The following is an 18,680-nucleotide window of genomic DNA, read 5'->3' on the forward strand; positions in this document are numbered from 1 at the left end:
TTATTTATCTTACTTTTGTATCATAAATAATAGACGTGTTGCTATTTTGCCGGCATTAATAAGAAAAAGAACCAATGATTAAAAATTTTATAAATAAATTATTTAACACTACTAAGGAAAGTGAAACCAAAGAAGGCACTGTAAAATTCTTTAATGCTAAAAAAGGTTTCGGATTTATTATCCTCAACGACTCTGATCAAGAGATTTTTGTACATTCAACTAACCTTATCGATAAGATTAGAGATAAAAACAAAGTATCTTTTAATGTTGAAAAAAGTGATAAAGGACCAATTGCAACGAATGTACGTGTGATAAAAAAGAAATAAGCAGTATTACATATTACAACCCGATACACTATAGCTGTAGACTGCTGTTAAAACTTTTAAGACCAATAACGCTGTAGTTTTCCGCCATACCACTTATCAAACTATTATTTTATAATTCCATTTCTATTTAAGGTAAACTACACATTAGCTGTATGAGTTGCCTCACGATTTAGGAATGCATTTTATTTTCCCTTTACCAAATACAGTATCCTTACCTTTGTAAAAATTATTTTTTATGTCCAAGCATTTTTCCGCATTAGGAATTAACGAAAACAGCTTAAAGAGTTTAGCTGATTTAAATATTTCAGTCCCTACAGATATTCAACAAAAAGCTATTCCTGTTATTTTGCAACAAAAAGATGATGTTGTAGCTTTAGCTAAAACAGGAACCGGAAAAACAGCGGCTTTCGGTTTACCACTATTACAATTAATCGATACTGAAGCTACAAACGTTCAAGCTATAATTTTAGCACCTACGCGTGAGTTAGGACAACAAATTCATCAAAATTTATTAGCATTTTCCAAATACCAGCCTGAAATTTCTATCGCTGCAACTTTTGGTGGGATTCCCATAAAACCACAAATAGAACGTTTATCTGAAACAACACATATTGTCGTGGCAACACCAGGGCGTTTGGTTGATTTAGTAAATCGTGGTGCTCTAGATATTAAAGCGCTTAAATACTTAGTTTTAGATGAAGCTGACGAAATGGTAAGCGCTCTAAAAACGGATTTAGACCTTATTATTAAGGCAATTCCCAAAACGAGACGTACCTTTTTGTTTACAGCAACCTTATCTGGCGCCATAAAACAACTGGTGCAGAACTATATGTCTAAACATGTGGTTCAGGTGGAGGCAGATATGACAACGGTTGGCCATCAAGGTATCGAACATCAATTTGTGGTCGTAGAACCAATTGAAAAATTAGAAGTTCTAATGCATTTCTTGAATTCTAAAGAAGGGCAACGTGGTATTATTTTCTGTAAAACGAAAGCGGCAGTAAATAAACTGGCTAAGAATTTAGCGATTAATAAATTCTCTTCTGGGGCGCTTCATGGTAGTTTATCTCAAGGCATCAGAGACCGTATTATGGGCCAATTTAAAGAAGGTCATATTTCAATTTTGGTGGCCACCGATTTAGCAGCTCGTGGTATTGATGTTAAGGATATTACTTATGTGGTGAATTACCATTTACCTGATACCTATGAAGCTTATGTGCATCGAAGTGGTAGAACAGCTAGAGCAGGAGCAAAGGGTTTGTCTTTAACAGTATTGCAAGAGGAAGAAGTTATAGATATTGATGATTTTGAAGATGAATTAGGAATTACTTTTAATGAAGTAAAAAAGGCTGACACCCAAAGTATCGAAGAGAATAATGCGTTGTTATGGGCAAGAAAAATTTTTAAAACAAAGCCTAATCGTGATGTTGACGAAGATTTTAAATCGAAAATTAAAACCATTTTTCATCACTTAACAAAAGAAGAACTAGTCGATAAGATTCTCGCTAATTATTTAGCAAAAACACAAAGTAATGCTCTAAAATCGGAAACTTCAAAACCAAAGAAGAAGAAAAAGAAATAAGTAACGAAACAATGATGGAAGAACCGGTAAAAACACAAGCAGAAATTCTCGAAAAGCTAAAAATTTCGGCATTAAATCCTATGCAAGAAGAGGCTTTGCAAACCATTCCGAACACTCAAAATACAATTCTGCTTTCTCCAACAGGAACAGGAAAAACGCTTGCCTTTGCTTTGCCATTAATTGATAGTCTTGATCCTGAATGTGAAGCTATTCAAGCTCTAATTTTAGTACCTTCTCGTGAATTAGCAATTCAGATTGAGCAAGTTATTCGGTCTATGGGTTCGGGTTACAAAGTAAATGCCGTTTATGGCGGTAGAGCAGTTTCTAAAGATAAGATTGATTTAAAACATGCCCCAGCTATTTTAATAGGCACACCTGGTCGTATTGATGATCATTTTTCCAATGAACGCGTTAATATGGATTCCATTAAAACCTTGGTTTTAGATGAATTTGACAAATCTTTAGAGGTTGGTTTTGAATATGAAATGCGTGGCATTATCAAAGATTTAACGGCACTCAATAAACGTATTTTAACTTCCGCAACTCAAGGTGTTGAAATCCCTGACTTTGTTGGTATGAAACAACCAACGGTTATCGATTATTTAGGGACTAAAGTGTCAAAATTGGCCATTAAATTAGTGATATCACCAGATAAAAGTAAACTGACCACGTTGTTAGAACTGTTGAATCATTTAGGAAATCAACAAGGGATTATTTTTTGTAATTTAAAAGATAGCATCCAAACAGTTAGTGATTTTCTTCGCAAACATCGTATTGCGCATGGGTGTTTTAATGGCGGCATGGAGCAAAAAGACCGCGAACGCGCGCTTATAAAGTTCAGAAATGGTACTTATCCGTTATTGATTGCCACCGATTTGGCTGCTAGAGGTATTGATGTGCCTGAAATGGCCTTTATTATTCATTATGAATTACCGATTCATAAAGAAGAATTTATTCATAGAAATGGTCGTACGGCACGAGTTTCTGCCAAAGGAACGGCTTATGTTTTAAAATGGAAAGACCAATTGCTTCCTGAATTTATGGAGGTTAACGAAGTTGCTGATATTTCTACACAAGCCACTAAAAAACCAACGTATTGGGAAACACTTTTTATTTCTGGTGGTCGAAAAGACAAAATATCGAAAGGTGATATCGCTGGACTCTTCTTTAAACAAGGCCATATCAACAAAGATCAATTGGGGATTATTGAATTGAAACAAGATTGTGCATTTGTGTCGGTTCCAGTAAATATTGCAGAAGACTTAGTAGCTAAACTTAATAATGTACGCTTGAAAAAGAAGAAGGTTAGGGTTTATGTTGTTTAATGATATGTTGAGTGTAGAATATAACTCAGAATAGTATAAAAGCAAAAAGCTTATAAATGAAATATTTATAAGCTTTTTTTATAATGCTTACCAAACTGAGGGATTTGGTAAAACATCTTTTTTTATTCAGCAGTAGCACCAGAATTTGATATGTTTTCTAAGGCTTGAGAAATCATTTCAAGCGATTCATCATTATCATCAACATCGTGTCTTTCGGCAATATAGAAAGGGTCGTTATAGAGGATATAAACATCTCCGTTGCTATCTTCATATACCAGCATTTTTTGTGGTAAATCTAAAGCTGTACTTTTTGATTCGGACATTAAAGGTGTTCCTAAAGCTGGGTTTCCAAAAATGATTAATTTGGCCGGCATCAATTCCATTGAAACACTTTGTGCGTTTGCTTGATGGTCTAATTCTGCAATTATACTTACAGGTTCTAATCCATTTAAGGTTTCTATTATTGAATTATATGTTGTGTTGAAGTCATTGTCGCTGGCAACCGAAATAACACCATTACTTTGTGGTATGCTAGCTGTATTTAATATGGCATCTTCTTCTGTGGCTGAATTAACAATACTTGCAAGCGCATTAGTAATTGTTTCTGTAGTTGAAACATCACCTAAATTATGCCTGTTAATTATGTAATCTACAGCATTGTAACTAACCACAGTGTCGCCATCTTCGTCAATGTATACGGTGATTCGTTGTGGTAAATCTAATCCGGCTTCAATATTATTTTGCATAACTGGCGTTCCTAATGCAGGATTTCCAAAATATACAGTACGTGTAAAATCTAATGATAAGTCTGTATTTTGAGCATTTGCAGTATGATCAACTTCAGCAATAATACCAATGTTTTCGTTGGCATTTAAAGTTGAGATAATAGCGTCATACACACTAGAAGGTGATGCATCTGTTTCAACGTAACCAATACCTTGAGTTTCTGGGGAATTATTAACAGGGTTTTGAATATTATTATCGTCATCTTTACAAGCTGAAAATAATAACAGCGTGCCAAATAAGATTGATGTAAATTTTAATGTTTGCATATCTTTTTCGTTTTTATTGGGGTTTATCTTTATATACCACCTAATATAAAACGTTAAGACAGTTCAATTAGCGCTATAGCTTTTAATGTTGACTTTATTCATTAAATGTATAATAGCCGAATTAAATACGAGTGTATTAAAAGTGTTAATACAGATAATATGTAATAGGTAGGTTACTGTAATTAAGAAAAGAAATAAGCTTTAGTTTGTGCTATTTTAAAACCAATTGAAAATTTGTAGGTGGTTGTAATATATTTAAACAGGTTTTAGACCTAAAATACAATTCAAATTATAACGTATATCATAACACCCTAAAAATTTAAGTCGTCTATGTATATTTAGCATTTATGTCTAAGCTCTAGATTCTAATAGCAAGCTTCCTACTTTACTAAAGGCTTCAAAGTTTCCCATACTGTATTGGCCACAATTTTATGACCCTCTTCGGTAGGGTGAATGCCATCACTTTGATTCAGTTCAGCAATTCCGCCGACATCCTCTAAAATAAACGGAATGAATTCTAAATTGTTCTTTTCAGCGAGATTCATGAAAATTTGTTTGAAGTCTCTAGTGTAATCTAGACCCATATTCGGTGGTAACTGCATACCAGCAAGAATGATAGTTGTTTCTGGACTTTTAGCTTTTACGGCATCTATAATAGCCTGAAGGTTAATGGTCGTTTCAACAAGGTTAACCCCACGTAAACCATCATTAGCGCCTAGTTCTAATATGAAAATATCTATATTCTGATTTAAAATCCAGTCAATTCTACTTTTTCCACCGGCGGTTGTTTCGCCACTGACTCCTGAGTTAACGACGGTATAATTTAAGTCTAAAGAATCTATTTTTTGCTGTAAAATACCAGGATAAGCGTCTTCTTTATCATCTAAGCCATAACCTGCAGTTATACTATCACCAAAACACAAAATAGTTTTAGTCGTGGTTTCAGTAACTTCTGAAGTCGCTTCTTGTTGTTCTGTTTGTGTTTCGGTCGCTTTCTTTTCAGAATTACTATTACCACAAGCTACAAATAAGAAAGCCATTATAAAATAACAAAACTTTATGAGTTTAGAAGCGGATAGAATTGGTGAGATTAAATGCAAATGATTATTTTCAGCCTTCGACATATTCGACATAAGTGTCTTATAAATTAAAAATTAATATGCCAAAGATATTAAAGATAAGTGGTCTAGAAAAGACTTATTCTAGCGGTAACAAACAATTAACGGTATTACAAGATATTTCGTTTGATGTAGAAAAAGGACAAACCTTTTCTATTGTTGGTCCTTCAGGTAGTGGAAAAACCACTTTATTAGGCCTTTGTGCGGGTTTAGACGAACCTAATTCTGGAACAGTTGAGCTTTGTGGTAAAGATTTAAACGAATTAAATCAGGACCAACGTGCACAATTACGAAATAAAGAAGTCGGATTTATTTTTCAAAATTTTCAACTATTACCTACGCTAACAGCTCTTGAGAACGTAAGTGTTCCTTTAGAATTACAAGGGGCCAAAAATGCTGTTGCGACTAGTAAAGCTTTATTAGAAAAAGTAGGTTTAGGAAAACGCTATGATCATTATCCGTCGCAATTATCTGGTGGTGAACAACAGCGGGTAGCTTTAGCTAGAGCCTTTGCTAATGCGCCTTCTATTTTATTTGCAGATGAACCTACGGGGAACTTAGATGAAGAAACGGGAGAGAAAGTTATTCAGCTTTTATTTGAATTAAATAAAGAAGCGGGTACCACTTTAGTTATTATAACGCACGATTTAGATTTGGCTAACCGAACACAGCAAATCCTAAGACTAAAAGGTGGTCATATTTTAACCAACGAACGTACGGAAGTACTTTGAATCCCCTCAAAAATACTTTATGAATCATACTACAAAATGGCTCTTTAAAATGGCATGGCGCGATGCCAAAGCAAGCAGTGTACGCTTGTTATTATTTATGGCTTCTATTATATTAGGTATTGCAGCCGTTGTATCAATTCAGCTATTTAGTGCCAATCTTAAGGATAATATTCAACTACAGTCTAAGGCCTTAATGGGGGCCGATTTTATCATTGATACTAAACAAGAACCTACTGAACGTGCGCAAGTAATTATTGACTCGTTACAGCCAAATGCTTCAGAGATAAACTTTGTCTCTATGATAGCTTTCCCTAAAAATGGGGGCACTAAATTAGTGAAAGTGAGAGGGCTTGAAGGTGGATTTCCATTTTATGGAAAAATTGACACACAACCTACTTCAGCTTCAGTTGATTACCAGGCATCAGGTGGAGCATTAGTTGATGCGACTTTAATGCTTCAATTTGATGTGAAACCAGGCGATTCTATTAAAATTGGCGCATTAACATTACCTATAGCTGGAGCGCTAAAAGCGATTCCTGGTAGTACGGCGATTTCAACATCAGTGGCACCTCCAATTGTAATTCCGAAACGATTTATAGAGCAAACAGGACTCTTGCAATTTGGAAGCCGTAAGGAATATCAATTCTTTTATAAGACTTCAGATACGTTAAATCTTACACAATTTGAAAAGGCTATTCAGCCTATGCTGGAAGAAGAAAAAGCCGATTTAGACACGCATACCAGTACAAGTCGTCGTTTAGGAAAACGCTATAATAATGTCGGTAAGTTTTTAAATTTAGCAGCTTTTATTGCTTTATTGTTAGGTTGTGTTGGTATTGCGAGTTCAGTACATATTTATATTAAAGAAAAACTGAGAGCTATTGCAGTTTTAAAATGTATGGGTGCTTCAAGGCGGCAAAGTTTTTATATTTTTCTTATTCAAATTGCAGGTATCGGTATTGTTGGCGGTTTAATAGGGGCGTTGATTGGGGTTGGTTTGCAAACGCTATTTCCTTATTTACTTCAGGAGTTCCTACCATTTAAAGTAGAAATTTCAATTTCAGTTCAACCCTTGCTTATTGGTGTTTTTCTTGGCTTATTTATGTCGGTTTTATTTGCACTGCTTCCCTTACTTAGAACGTGGTATGTTTCCCCGTTAGAAGTGTTGCGCGTCGACGAACAAGCTTCTGAAGAACCTTTAAAAGTGCGTCTTATGGTGTATGCTGCCATTTTGATATTTCTACTGCTGTTTTCGTTTTGGTTGCTAAATGATATGGTGTATGCTTTAGGTTTTGTGGCAGCTACACTCGTAACATTTGCGGTCTTAGCAGGTATTGCAATACTAAGTGTTAAAGCAATTAGACGTTATTTTCCTAAACGATGGGGATTTACAGCACGACAAAGTCTGTTGAATTTATTTAGGCCCAACAATCAAACTGTTGTTTTAGTGGTCGCTATAGGTTTAGGAACATTTTTGATTAGCACTTTGTATTTTACTAAAGATATTTTATTGGCTAAAACTGAAATCGACAAAGGTGCCGAAAGTGCTAATATAATTATTCTTGATGTGCAAACTGAACAGCGTGAAGCACTTGAGAAAAGTATTATAGCAAGAGGTTTGCCTATTGTAGATAATATTCCTATTGTGACCATGCGTATGCATAAAATGAAAGACCGCTTGGTTAATGATATCCGTCAAGATTCTACACGAGAAATACGTGGATGGACTTTAAACCATGAATTTAGAGCGACGTATCGTAATGCGTTAATAGATTCTGAAGAAATAATAGAAGGCGAGTGGGTACCAAGCATACAGAAAGGTGGTCCAATTATCATTTCGCTTTCAGATAACCTTGCTGAAGATACTAAATTAACTGTAGGCGATGAAGTGACGTTTAATGTGAAAGGCGTGCTTATGGAAACTACTGTTGGGAGTATACGACAAGTAGATTGGGGGCAATTGCAACCTAATTTTACAGTTCTATTTCCTAAGGGAGTGTTAGAACAAGCTCCGCAGTTTAGTGTGGTGTCTACTACTGTAAAAGATGAAGCTAGCTCTGCTGCTTTACAGCGCCATTTGGTTGCTGAATTCCCTAATGTTTCTATTATTGATTTAAGACAAGTCTATACACTTGTAGAGGATATTTTAGATAAGGTCTCTTGGGTGATTAATTTTATGGCATTCTTTAGTATTGTTACAGGTATTATTGTGTTAATCGGTTCGGTACGCACAAGTAAATACCAACGGATTAAAGAAAGTGTATTGTTAAGAACACTTGGTGCAAAAAACACTCAGATTTTAAAAATTTCAGCTTTTGAATATTTGTTTTTAGGGTTATTGGGCAGTTTAGTCGGGATTTTGCTGGCGTTAATTAGTAGTTTATGTTTGGCCTTATTGGTGTTTAAAGAGCCTTTTGTCCCCTCGTTAATTCCGTTTTTGGTGTTTTTACCAGGAATTACTTTACTAGTTATGGGTATAGGGTTGAGCAATATTCAAACGGTGTTAAGAAGTTCGCCTCTAGAAGTTTTGCGTCGAGAAGGCTAAATTTAGCTATTGATATTTAAGATTATTTTATAATGGGTTATGCTTATAATTTTGTAAATTGATGGTGAACCTTTTTAATAGATAAATATGTTAAATAACCTTTATCCTTTAATGTTACAAATTCCGACCGGTACACCTAATCCAGGGAGTAATAGTACACTTGATTTTACTAGCGCATTTGATGTGATTGTATTTATTGTGCTGCCTTTATTAATTATTATCTTTTATTTTATTTGGAGGAAGAATCAGAAAAAAGGAAATGATTGATTTTAGACACTTAATTGCTCATAATGAAATGGCTACGCACTTAGAAGTTTTTAACCTAAGTATTTTCGATAGCTAACCCGAAGCATACCCGAAGGAGCTACAGATCAGTTCTATAGCTGTTCTAAAAGTTTTTACTGTTATTTTAAAGTAAACGTTCTGCGATTTCTAACCAAGTTGCGACTCTTGTATAGCCAGAATCGTTAGAATTATGAGGTGAATTAAACAAGAGCGTATCACCTTCAAATTTTTCTAAATTATAGATTCGGTCATCTATTAATAAATCTCCGTTTAAAATAAACTTATGGCCACACATAATTTGGTGTTGCCAGTTGATAAAAGGCATATGTTCTGATAACCAGTCGCTTTTTTCTTTTAAGGAATTTGGAAATTGAGTAGCTGCTGTAGCGATATAAACTTCATGTTTAGCATATAGTGCTTCCATCACTTGAATAGCATCCTTAATAGGTTTTAATTCTCTGAAAAAACCGGGTTCATAGGCTTGTTGAAGTATGCTTGCTCTATGGATATCCGGAACATTCTCCCAAGCTTCTCCTTGCGTGATATTAGCTATTGATAATGCTTGTTGGTGTTCTTTGTTATAGAGTTCGATGTGTTTGCCGTAGGTGTCTGCTAGGACATCGTCCATGTCTACAAATATAGTCATTGCAATTTTTTTACTAAGGTCTGAATAATGGCCCTTTACTACAAATAGGCAAGGGTAATTTAATATTTATTTAATGTTTAGCTGTAAAAAACCTTTAGCTCATTTCTTAAGAATTGCTTGTGTTCTTTGCAATAATCTCTTAGAAATGAGCATAAAGGGATGTGTAAAATATTGATTTAATTGCTGTTATAACAGCGCTTCTACAATTATTTATCATCTGTATTTTCAATATCTAATTCTAGATTTTCATTATGGTCACTACCTAAACTATGGTGACGGTTTTCTTCATCAGAATGTCTGTCGTTAGTTATTGGCCTTGCCCCACGTCCCCCTGGAATATCTAGATTTTCAGCAGCAAAATCGGGCTCATTTTCTCGCTTTTTAAGAATTTCATCATCGCCATTATCTTGTCTTAGATTATCAGATTTGTCACCTAAAATATTTTTGTCTTCTTTTGTAATCTCTGGATTATACTTCTTGTTGTCTTCGCTTTTCATAAAGGTTGTTTTTTAATATTCATTCAAATTTAAAAAATACCTTAGGTCACGATTGACTTAAAACCTTAAAACCTTGATGCGTTTAATAACTGCAATGTTAGTGCTGATTAACTATTGCCTTCAGCTAACTTAAATAGCTTAGCCTGTTTTAGTATCCGTTGGGTAACTTCTGTGATATTGTATAAAAGCGTATATTCTATTCGGATTTCCTCTTCTTTTTTGGTATTGAGTAATTGGCGAATTTCCTCTAAGTCATCTTCAATATTACTGATTTCACTATTGTTTTTAATCGTTAACCAATCGAAAGCATGATCTAGAGTTTTTAAGATGTGAGTCTCAAAATTAAACAGGTTTAAAGGTTGCTGATTGTGTTGGTTTCTATGTGCTGCAAGAGCAGATAAATAAGATAATAAAGCGTGATTGAGGTATGTTAATCTAAAGGCTGTAGTTTTCAGCTTTTGATGTTTCTGTGGGTCTAATTGCATGTTTTGCCAAGCTTTAACTAATGCATTGTCTGCTCTGTGTGCTTCTCGTCGGGCTATTCTGTACTCTAAATCGTCGGTTACGGGGTTTTCATATTCGTATAAAATGACTTTTAGGTAGCCTGTGTTTTTTAAAATTGCTTCACTTAATAAATTCGGTAATTTTTTATATTGCCAATTGGGCCATAAAAAACGGACGACTATAAATAATATCAAAGCACCAATTAAGGTGTCTAATAACCGTGGCCCCATTACATTAACACCTTCATTAGCTATGATGTTAAACGCACACATCACAAAAAAGGTAACGAAGATAACACTGATTGAATATTTGCGTTTCATCCAAATGAAAAACAGATAAGCCGAAGTAATCATCAATGCTATTTGTCCGTAGAAGGTAAATAATTTAATGATGATAATGCCAAAAACAACCCCAACCAATGTCCCTAGAATTCTTTGAAAAAGGAATTTTCTTGTTTCGCTATAGCTTGGTTGTAAGACTAGCAAAACAGTGAGAATGATCCATTCGCCTTTTTCAATTTCAAAGTATTTATATACCGTATAAGAAATAATAAAAGATAAGCTTAACTTTAACGCATAGCGCATCTTAGGGTGATTTATGTTAAGTTGAATTTTAAATCGTTCAAAATAACTTCGCGTATCTTTTTCTAGCTTTGGTAATACTATAATATCGTAATTAGCATAGATGTTTTTTAGCGTTTTATGCGATTGTGTTAGATTTCTAATTAATAACCTTATAGAAAGTGAAGGTGGTATTTTACTGTTTTTTACAGAATTTGAAACGGCATCGAGAAGCCAATCTGCAGCCGTTGGATGTTTGTATGGTATTCCAGTTAGTAAGCTTTTTCCAAATCTATGTGTGGCGGTAGATAGCTCGTGTAATAATTGACGAATACCACCAATTAAATTGCTGTTAGATGGATTGGTACTTAGTAAATCATAGCGTTCGTGACTCGATGTCGCACGCTCGTGTAGGCTTTGTAACACCATAAAATAATAAAGGTATGGTTTTAATGGCGTTTGGTCTCTTAAGGATTCACCGTAGCTATTTAAAACCTCTTTACAACGATCTAAGGCTTCAACTGTTTGTACATTTAATAGCGCTAATTTAGTTCTGATCTCTTTTTCCTCAGCTTTAGTACTTGGGAACAGTTTTGATTTTTCATCTAAATATAAAGAAAGCGCAAAGAATCCTCTGGCAATTTGCTCTTCTAATAAACTATAAGGTTTAATCCGCAATAATACATATGAAAAAGCGCCATAAATAAAAGCTCCTGAGGTAAGTAGAATAGGTTGTATGTACCAATTAGGACTTATATGAGTCCCTACCATCGTATAGATGCCAACTAATAAGGCACCAAAAGTCACACCTCTAAACCGTTCGCTAACACCACCAATTAAAATAAATACAATAGCAGATAAGGCTAAACCAAGTCCTAAAATTATAGGGTAGGGTTGTAATAATTCTACAGAAAAACTAGCAATAGCAAAACTAACCACCTTTAATGCCATAGATTTTAAACGCCCTTTGGGATGATCGTCTGTTTCCGAAAGTGCACCAGCAAGTGCTCCCAAACCTAAGGAAACTGCAAAAAATGGATAACCCAAGCTAACCATAATTATGATAAGTGCGCCAATTACAAAAGCGCCTTTAATTGCTAAGATTCTATTAGGGTTGCTTAAAACTGTGGATTTATATGAAGCAAACCATGGAATTTGTTTTAAATAAGAAGAGAATGGCTTCATTTTAAAAAAGTAGCTAATAGGATTACAGTTAATTGTAAAATTAAGGAATCGTGCTTATATGTATCGTAAAAACGTACGTTTTTATAAGGATAAATCTAAAAATTATGATTGTGAAATTCAGCTCACTCAGGAATTGCTAATTATGTTAAAATTTGTACTGACTCTTGTGAATTTGATTAAAAACCAGATATAATATAAGACCTATAAAAAAGGAGATTGTATTAGAATTGTCTTTGATTGATGCTACTGATGAATTAATTAAACTATTGTGAGTGTTTTTAAACCTGAAGTTCTACTACTGTTAAAAAAAACTAATGGTTTTAGGAAAGTAATCTAAACGTTAAACCTATGCTAATTGATCTAAATCAATGTATATACAGTTGGAAAGTTGTAATTTTAATATAAAAACTAAAAGACATGAGTACACAACATTTATTAACACCATATCATAAAAATATTAGCTTAAATAATCGTGTTGTAATGGCACCTATGACACGTAGTCGTGCTGATAACAAAGCTAAAGTAGCGACCGACGACTTACAGGGCAGATATTACGAACAGCGTGCTTCAGCAGGCTTAATTATTACCGAAGGCTCTCAAGTATCTCAGCAAGCTGTTGGTTATATTAATACCCCAGGTATTCACTCTAAAGCACAGGTAGAGGGCTGGAAAATGGTTACTAATCGTGTACACGATAAAGGCGGTAAAATCTTTATTCAGCTATGGCATGTGGGTCGGATTTCACATCCTGATTTTCATGATGGTGCATTACCAGTTTCTGCTTCAGCAATCAATCCCAAAGCGCAATCTTTTACACCTTCTGGTTTTAAGGAAACGGTGACACCAAAAGCAATGACTATTGAAGATATTAAACAAACGGTTAAAGATTTTCAGAATGCTGCTATTAATGCTGTTGAAGCAGGATTTGATGGTGTAGAAATCCATTCGTCTAACGGTTATTTATTTCAGCAGTTTTTTAATGGTTGTTCTAATCATAGAACAGATGATTATGGTGGACGTATAGAAAACAGGGCACGTTTTTTCTTTGAAGTTTTAGATGCTATCAAAGAAGTTATACCTCAAGAAAAGGTAGGTGTTCGTTTTAATCCATCGGCGCATGGTATCTTTGGAATTACGGTAGATGAAGACACGATTCCGACGTTTGAATATATAATTAAAAAACTAAATGATTATAATTTAGCTTATGTTCATTTATCAGAACCGTTTACCGATGTTAGTGAGGTGCCATTCGCAGTGACTGACATAGCGAAGCATTTTCGTCCGTTGTATAATGGCACTTTAATGATTAATAGTGGTTTTGATCGAGAAAAAGGGAATAAAATTCTTGCTAATGGTGATGCCGATTTAGTTGCTTATGGAAAATTGTACATTTCTAATCCCGATTTAGTAGAGCGTTTTGAAAATGGCTTAGAATTAGCCGATTGGGACGAGGACACCTTTTACACAACAGGAAAAAAAGGCTATACAGATTATCCGTTTGCCTCAAAATAAATCAAACTACATAAAAAATAGGAGCATTACTTAACTTATCGTTTTTGTAATGCTTTTTTTATGCGGTATGGGATTAACAAAATCTTTGTTTTTTATGAAAAATAATGTCGTTTAGTGCTACTTTTAGGAGACTTCATCAATGAAACAATGATGAATATGCTTTTTTAACACCAAATAGTTATTTAAGATATCTCAGTTTAAGGAATATTAAATTTTTATTTTAGTATTAATTTTCCTGTTAAATTGTCTTAATCGTAAAGTTAATAGAGGGATTAGAATCTAAAAAATATTTTTCGTACTTTGTTTGAATGCAATGACTCGTAATAGATTATCATTTTATTTTTTTTATTAATCCAATTCGTCTGTAAGTGTTATCTGAGTTATAAAGCTTGGTTTTTTATTTATAAGGCGTTTTTAAAATTGTACTAGATACTTTAAACGCTTATGCCAAAACTAGATTTCTCCGCTTATGATTCTAAGGGGTTTTATGATGAAATGTTCGATGAAAACAATGTTGTAAGACCCAATTATAAACTGTTTTTAGAACGGCTTGAAAAAATGAGTCTAAGGAAGTTAAATCAGCTTCAACACGCTACCGATAGAGCACAGCTCTCGTTAGGAATGACTTTTAATGTTTACAACGACAACCAAGGTGTAGAGCGGATTCTCCATTTAGATATTATTCCTAGAATTATTAATAATAAGGAATGGAATTATTTAGAAAAAGGCTTACAACAGCGTATTAAAGCCTTAAACCTATTTATTCAAGATATTTACAACGACCAAAAGGTGATAAAGGATAAGATTATTCCTAAGGAAATGATTTTTTCTAGCGTCTCCTATTTAAAAGAGTTAGAAGGTTTTAAACCTCCCAGAGATATCTGGTGTCATATTACAGGTTCTGACTTAATTAAAGGTGGTGATGGTCAGTATTATGTTCTTGAAGATAATTTAAGATGTCCTTCCGGTGTTTCTTATATGTTAGAAAACAGAGAGATTTTAAAACGCACGTTTCCTGAGTTGTTTGAGAAGTTAGATGTTAAGCCCGTTTATAATTACACGCATATTTTAAGAGATACTTTAGAGTCACTTTCTGATATAGAAAATCCAACCGTAGCAGTTCTCACACCTGGAACGTACAATTCAGCTTATTTTGAACATTCCTATTTGGCACAGCAAATGGGAGCTGAATTAGTAGAAGGACGCGATTTAGTAGTTAAAAACGACATCGTGTACATGATTACTACTAATGGCTTGCAACGTGTGGATGTTATCTACCGACGTGTAGACGATGATTTTATAGATCCAGAAGTATTTAATAAACAATCCTTATTGGGAACACCTGGTTTATTTAGAGCTTATCTCAAAGGGAATGTTGTATTAGTAAATGCACCAGGTACAGGTGTTGTAGATGATAAAGCTGTTTATGCCTATATCCCAAGAATTATAAAGTATTATTTAGGAGAGGATATGATTTTACCTAATGTAAAAACCTATATCTGTGATGAGAATGACGATTGTAAATATGTCATTGAAAACATTCATAAATTAGTTGTTAAACAAACCGACGCCTCAGGTGGTTATGGGATGCTTATTGGTCCTAAATCAACTAAAAAAGAACAAGAAGAGTTCATCACCAAAATTAAAAAGAATCCTAGAAATTACATTGCCCAACCCATGGTTAACTTATCGCGTGTACCAACTATTGCAGACAATACTATCGAGGGACGTCATGTAGATTTAAGGCCATATGCGCTTTACGGAGATGACATAAAAATCATTCCAGGTGCCTTAACACGCGTGGCATTAGAAAAGGGATCTATAGTTGTTAATTCTTCTCAAGGAGGAGGTAGTAAAGATACTTGGGTATTAAACAGTTAAAATAAAATTATGTTAGGAAGAGTCGCAAACACAATATATTGGATGAATAGATATCTTGAACGTGCTGAAAATTATGCCCGTTTTATGGATGTGAATTTTAATTTATCATTAGAAATGTCTCCCAACGAGACCCAACAATGGAAACCCTTAGTCGTCATTACAGGAGATTGGGCATTGTACGAATCGCTTTATGAAAAAGCTGAAAAAAATACTGTAATTAACTTTATGGCCTTTGAAGTCGAAAATCCCAACTCTATATACAACTGTATCTGTAATGCTAGAGAAAATGCACGTGCCATAAGAACCGAAATTACAAAAGAAGTTTGGGAACAAATTAATGCCTTATATTATTTAATTAAGAATACCTCTAATAAAAAACGCCTTTCAGATAATGAAGTTCGAAGTTTTTTTAGTGACATTAAAAATGGCTGTCAATTATTATATGGAATTTATGATGCTACCATTTCGCGAAATGAAGGTTGGAACTTTGCTAAATTAGGACAATTTATAGAACGTGCTGACAAAACCTCTCGGGTTTTAGATGTTAAATATCATCTATTATTGGGCTCTGCAAAACAGGTAGGCTCGTCTTTAGATTTAATACAATGGACGGCGCTCTTAAAATCAGTGAGTGCCTATGATATGTACAGGAAAAAATATGGTAAACTATCATCGACGACTATAGCAGAATTCTTAATTTTAGATACCGATTTTCCAAGGTCTATTCTCAATTGTTTAATAAGAGCAGAGCAGTCTATTGGAAGATTGTGTGGAAGTTCTTTTGGTTATAGCAATTTGGCTCAAAAACAACTAGGTGCTTTAAAATCACAGTTGGAGTTTACAGATATTAATGATATTATAGCCAATGGGCTTCATGAGTATTTAGATAATATTCAAGGAAAACTTAATGATATTTCTTCAGCAATCTATGAATCCTTTTTTTCAATAGAACCTCATATGAATTAATATTTGATTTTTAGTATGTTCCATAAATGCGCACCTCGTTTTATATGAGATAAAACCTAATCTACTTTCAATATTCTATTTAAAAGTGATAGATAAATCGATTACATTTGTCGTTTCAAATGATCTTAACTAAAATGATTTGAAGAATTGTAATTATGGGTTTAAAATCAAAATGTAAAGTTTACTCAGAAGCTTAGTACTACAATTGATTTTGAGCGTAATTAAAAAGACGTTGTGCGACATTATGAAAAAAATTACATTACTACTCTTAACTTTTATTTTATTGGTGTCTTGTTCCACTAAAAAAAATACGCTGAAATTAAATAATAAGCATTTTTCCATCAACAAGGATAGTCTAAGCATAATTACTCCATATATTGAAATAAAGGAAAAGTCAAATTATTCATATATAGAACATCCTTACCAAAGGAAAAACTTAACAGCATTTACAATCCAAACCTTAATGTCAGAGTTTCCAAATGCTGAATATATTGAAATTCCATTTCTATTTAAGGATTATGGAACTATCAATTCATCATTAGAAAGGGGAGTAAGTTATAAAGCTGAAAAAGCACCAATTGAACTTCTAACAAACAAATATAAAAATTCGATTTTTGTATCTATTAATGGTTACTTCGGAGATATAAATAGAGGATTTATGAGTTTATTTGTTATTGATAATAAAAATAAAAAATGGAAAATGATTAAGAGTTATGAGTATGATAACAGTCCATTAGAAATAGAAAAACTAAAAGAAATAATCTTAAAATCATTAGAAAAACTAAAATAAAGTTTTACAAAACCATGTATAATTCATTGTTAGTAATTGTAATCTTTCTATTGGATTTTTAGTTTCTAAATTAGTTGTTAGACACACAGCAAAAACAGACACAAATACAATAATATGAAAATATTTCAATGTGGAAATTGCAATTCCTCTGTATATTTTGAAAACTATACTTGCGATAATTGTGGCCATTTAACAGGTTACAGAGCAAGTGATCGTATGATGCTTACTTTTGAACCCAATATTAGTACGCTTATTTCGGATCGCGAGCATGTTGAATATAAGTATTGTAAAAATTATGAACATAAAGTTTGTAATTGGGTGATTGAAAAGGAAAACCCTGAAGATTATTGTAGTGCTTGTCAATTAAATAGAACGATACCTAATCTCTCTAATTTAGCCTCAGATAATTTTGAAAATTGGCAAAACCTCGAAGTTGCTAAACACCGTTTAATTTATCAACTTCAAAAGTTCAACTTGCCTTTACCAAGTAAATTGAGAGATGAAACGGGTTTATGTTTTGATTTTGTTGCTAAACAGAACAACCCTAAGTTGATGACAGGCCATGCTAATGGCGTCATTACAATTTTAATACGTGAAGGGAACTCCGTGTTAAGAGAGCAGGCTAGAAAAGCAATGACTGAGCCCTATAGAACTTTAGTGGGACATTTACGCCATGAAGTTGGGCATTATTTTTGGGAACGTTTGGTCAGAGATAAACCTGATACACTTGCTGAATATAGAGCTATTTTTGGAGATGAATCTCAAAATTATTCTGAAGCACTTCAAAATTACTACAAAACAGGCGCCCCTAAAGATTGGCAAAAATCTTATATCAGCGCTTATGCAACAGCTCATTCTTGGGAAGATTGGGCAGAAACTTGGGCCCATTATTTACATATTATGGATATGGTAGAAACCGCTTATTTTTTCCGTCTTAATGTAAATCCTAAATTTAAAACTAAAGCGCTACGTACTAAAGTGTCTTTTGATCCTTATACCAAATTGAATTTTGATATTATTGTACAAAAGTGTGTGCCTTTATCATTAGCGGTAAACAGTATCAATAGAGCTATGGGTATACCGGATGTGTATCCCTTTGTAATTTCTCCTGCTATAATTAAGAAATTGAAGTTTATTCATAACTTATTATTGCAAAAAAGAAAATAGACGCACTA

At 33.7% G+C, this 18,680-nt stretch carries 15 protein-coding genes; 10 read left to right on the forward strand and 5 right to left on the reverse strand.

Going from position 1 to position 18,680, the window contains the following annotated elements; all coding sequences use genetic code 11:
• Positions 1–74: 74 nt before the first annotated feature.
• From HM982_RS13970 to HM982_RS13980, 3 genes are all read left to right on the forward strand, one after another.
• On the forward strand, positions 75–326 hold the full coding sequence (locus HM982_RS13970; RefSeq protein WP_179353867.1) for a cold-shock protein: 252 nt from the start codon (positions 75–77) through the stop codon (positions 324–326).
• 235 nt (positions 327–561) lie between these two features.
• The gene (locus HM982_RS13975; protein ID WP_179353868.1) at positions 562–1,908 is read left to right on the forward strand and encodes a DEAD/DEAH box helicase; all 1,347 of its coding nucleotides are present in this window, start codon (positions 562–564) and stop codon (positions 1,906–1,908) included.
• A gap of 14 nt (positions 1,909–1,922) precedes the next feature.
• Positions 1,923–3,233, forward strand: coding sequence for a DEAD/DEAH box helicase (locus HM982_RS13980; protein ID WP_179354076.1), 1,311 nt, complete (start codon positions 1,923–1,925; stop codon positions 3,231–3,233).
• A 122-nt stretch (positions 3,234–3,355) separates the two neighbouring features.
• Here HM982_RS13980 and HM982_RS13985 read toward each other — a convergent pair whose 3' ends face one another.
• Positions 3,356–4,285: a DUF302 domain-containing protein gene (locus HM982_RS13985; protein ID WP_179353869.1), complete on the reverse strand. Its 930-nt coding sequence runs from the start codon at positions 4,283–4,285 to the stop codon at positions 3,356–3,358.
• Positions 4,286–4,665: 380 nt separating this feature from the next.
• The gene (locus HM982_RS13990) at positions 4,666–5,409 is read right to left on the reverse strand and encodes an arylesterase (RefSeq protein WP_179353870.1); all 744 of its coding nucleotides are present in this window, start codon (positions 5,407–5,409) and stop codon (positions 4,666–4,668) included.
• Between the two features lie 35 nt (positions 5,410–5,444).
• Here HM982_RS13990 and HM982_RS13995 point away from each other — a divergent pair, with 35 nt between their 5' ends.
• Together HM982_RS13995 and HM982_RS14000 are read left to right on the forward strand one after the other, a co-directional pair.
• A complete protein-coding gene (locus HM982_RS13995) occupies positions 5,445–6,134 on the forward strand; it encodes an ABC transporter ATP-binding protein (RefSeq protein WP_179353871.1) in 690 nt (229 codons plus the stop codon).
• A 49-nt stretch (positions 6,135–6,183) separates the two neighbouring features.
• Entirely contained in the window at positions 6,184–8,679 is a 2,496-nt protein-coding gene (locus HM982_RS14000) for an ABC transporter permease (protein WP_179354077.1), read from the forward strand.
• A 409-nt stretch (positions 8,680–9,088) separates the two neighbouring features.
• On the opposite strand, the gene HM982_RS14005 is transcribed toward HM982_RS14000, so the two are convergent.
• The 3 genes from HM982_RS14005 to HM982_RS14015 form a co-directional block, all read right to left on the reverse strand.
• A complete protein-coding gene (locus tag HM982_RS14005; RefSeq protein WP_179353872.1) occupies positions 9,089–9,610 on the reverse strand; it encodes a 5' nucleotidase, NT5C type in 522 nt (173 codons plus the stop codon).
• Between the two features lie 206 nt (positions 9,611–9,816).
• A complete protein-coding gene (locus HM982_RS14010; RefSeq protein WP_179353873.1) occupies positions 9,817–10,107 on the reverse strand; it encodes a hypothetical protein in 291 nt (96 codons plus the stop codon).
• A 107-nt stretch (positions 10,108–10,214) separates the two neighbouring features.
• Complete coding sequence (locus tag HM982_RS14015; RefSeq protein ID WP_179353874.1) at positions 10,215–12,356, reverse strand: FUSC family membrane protein; 2,142 nt, start codon at positions 12,354–12,356, stop codon at positions 10,215–10,217.
• A 417-nt stretch (positions 12,357–12,773) separates the two neighbouring features.
• Here HM982_RS14015 and HM982_RS14020 point away from each other — a divergent pair, with 417 nt between their 5' ends.
• From HM982_RS14020 to HM982_RS14040, 5 genes are all read left to right on the forward strand, one after another.
• Positions 12,774–13,868: an alkene reductase gene (locus HM982_RS14020; protein WP_179353875.1), complete on the forward strand. Its 1,095-nt coding sequence runs from the start codon at positions 12,774–12,776 to the stop codon at positions 13,866–13,868.
• A 444-nt stretch (positions 13,869–14,312) separates the two neighbouring features.
• Positions 14,313–15,749: a circularly permuted type 2 ATP-grasp protein gene (locus HM982_RS14025; protein WP_179353876.1), complete on the forward strand. Its 1,437-nt coding sequence runs from the start codon at positions 14,313–14,315 to the stop codon at positions 15,747–15,749.
• Positions 15,750–15,758: 9 nt separating this feature from the next.
• The gene (locus HM982_RS14030; protein WP_179353877.1) at positions 15,759–16,715 is read left to right on the forward strand and encodes an alpha-E domain-containing protein; all 957 of its coding nucleotides are present in this window, start codon (positions 15,759–15,761) and stop codon (positions 16,713–16,715) included.
• A 244-nt stretch (positions 16,716–16,959) separates the two neighbouring features.
• Positions 16,960–17,505, forward strand: a complete 546-nt coding sequence (locus HM982_RS14035) for a hypothetical protein (RefSeq protein ID WP_179353878.1) — start codon at positions 16,960–16,962, stop codon at positions 17,503–17,505.
• Positions 17,506–17,619: 114 nt separating this feature from the next.
• On the forward strand, positions 17,620–18,672 hold the full coding sequence (locus tag HM982_RS14040) for a zinc-binding metallopeptidase family protein (protein WP_179353879.1): 1,053 nt from the start codon (positions 17,620–17,622) through the stop codon (positions 18,670–18,672).
• The last annotated feature ends 8 nt before the right edge of the window (positions 18,673–18,680 follow it).

The sequence above is a fragment of the Winogradskyella vidalii genome (genome assembly GCF_013403955.1).
GTDB lineage: Bacteria > Bacteroidota > Bacteroidia > Flavobacteriales > Flavobacteriaceae > Winogradskyella > Winogradskyella vidalii.

Bases quoted from the DNA above. Each gene is read 5' to 3' on its own strand.
- HM982_RS14000 (WP_179354077.1), top strand. From the start codon at position 6,184: ATGGCATGGCGCGATGCCAAAGCAAGCAGTGTACGCTTGTTATTATTT.
- HM982_RS13985 (WP_179353869.1), bottom strand. From the start codon at position 4,285: ATGCAAACATTAAAATTTACATCAATCTTATTTGGCACGCTGTTATTA.
- HM982_RS14010 (WP_179353873.1), bottom strand. From the start codon at position 10,107: ATGAAAAGCGAAGACAACAAGAAGTATAATCCAGAGATTACAAAAGAA.
- HM982_RS13980 (WP_179354076.1), top strand. From the start codon at position 1,923: ATGGAAGAACCGGTAAAAACACAAGCAGAAATTCTCGAAAAGCTAAAA.
- HM982_RS14030 (WP_179353877.1), top strand. From the start codon at position 15,759: ATGTTAGGAAGAGTCGCAAACACAATATATTGGATGAATAGATATCTT.
- HM982_RS13975 (WP_179353868.1), top strand. From the start codon at position 562: ATGTCCAAGCATTTTTCCGCATTAGGAATTAACGAAAACAGCTTAAAG.
- HM982_RS13995 (WP_179353871.1), top strand. From the start codon at position 5,445: ATGCCAAAGATATTAAAGATAAGTGGTCTAGAAAAGACTTATTCTAGC.
- HM982_RS14005 (WP_179353872.1), bottom strand. From the start codon at position 9,610: ATGACTATATTTGTAGACATGGACGATGTCCTAGCAGACACCTACGGC.
- HM982_RS14040 (WP_179353879.1), top strand. From the start codon at position 17,620: ATGAAAATATTTCAATGTGGAAATTGCAATTCCTCTGTATATTTTGAA.
- HM982_RS14035 (WP_179353878.1), top strand. From the start codon at position 16,960: ATGAAAAAAATTACATTACTACTCTTAACTTTTATTTTATTGGTGTCT.
- HM982_RS14015 (WP_179353874.1), bottom strand. From the start codon at position 12,356: ATGAAGCCATTCTCTTCTTATTTAAAACAAATTCCATGGTTTGCTTCA.
- HM982_RS13970 (WP_179353867.1), top strand. From the start codon at position 75: ATGATTAAAAATTTTATAAATAAATTATTTAACACTACTAAGGAAAGT.
- HM982_RS13990 (WP_179353870.1), bottom strand. From the start codon at position 5,409: ATGTCGAAGGCTGAAAATAATCATTTGCATTTAATCTCACCAATTCTA.
- HM982_RS14020 (WP_179353875.1), top strand. From the start codon at position 12,774: ATGAGTACACAACATTTATTAACACCATATCATAAAAATATTAGCTTA.
- HM982_RS14025 (WP_179353876.1), top strand. From the start codon at position 14,313: ATGCCAAAACTAGATTTCTCCGCTTATGATTCTAAGGGGTTTTATGAT.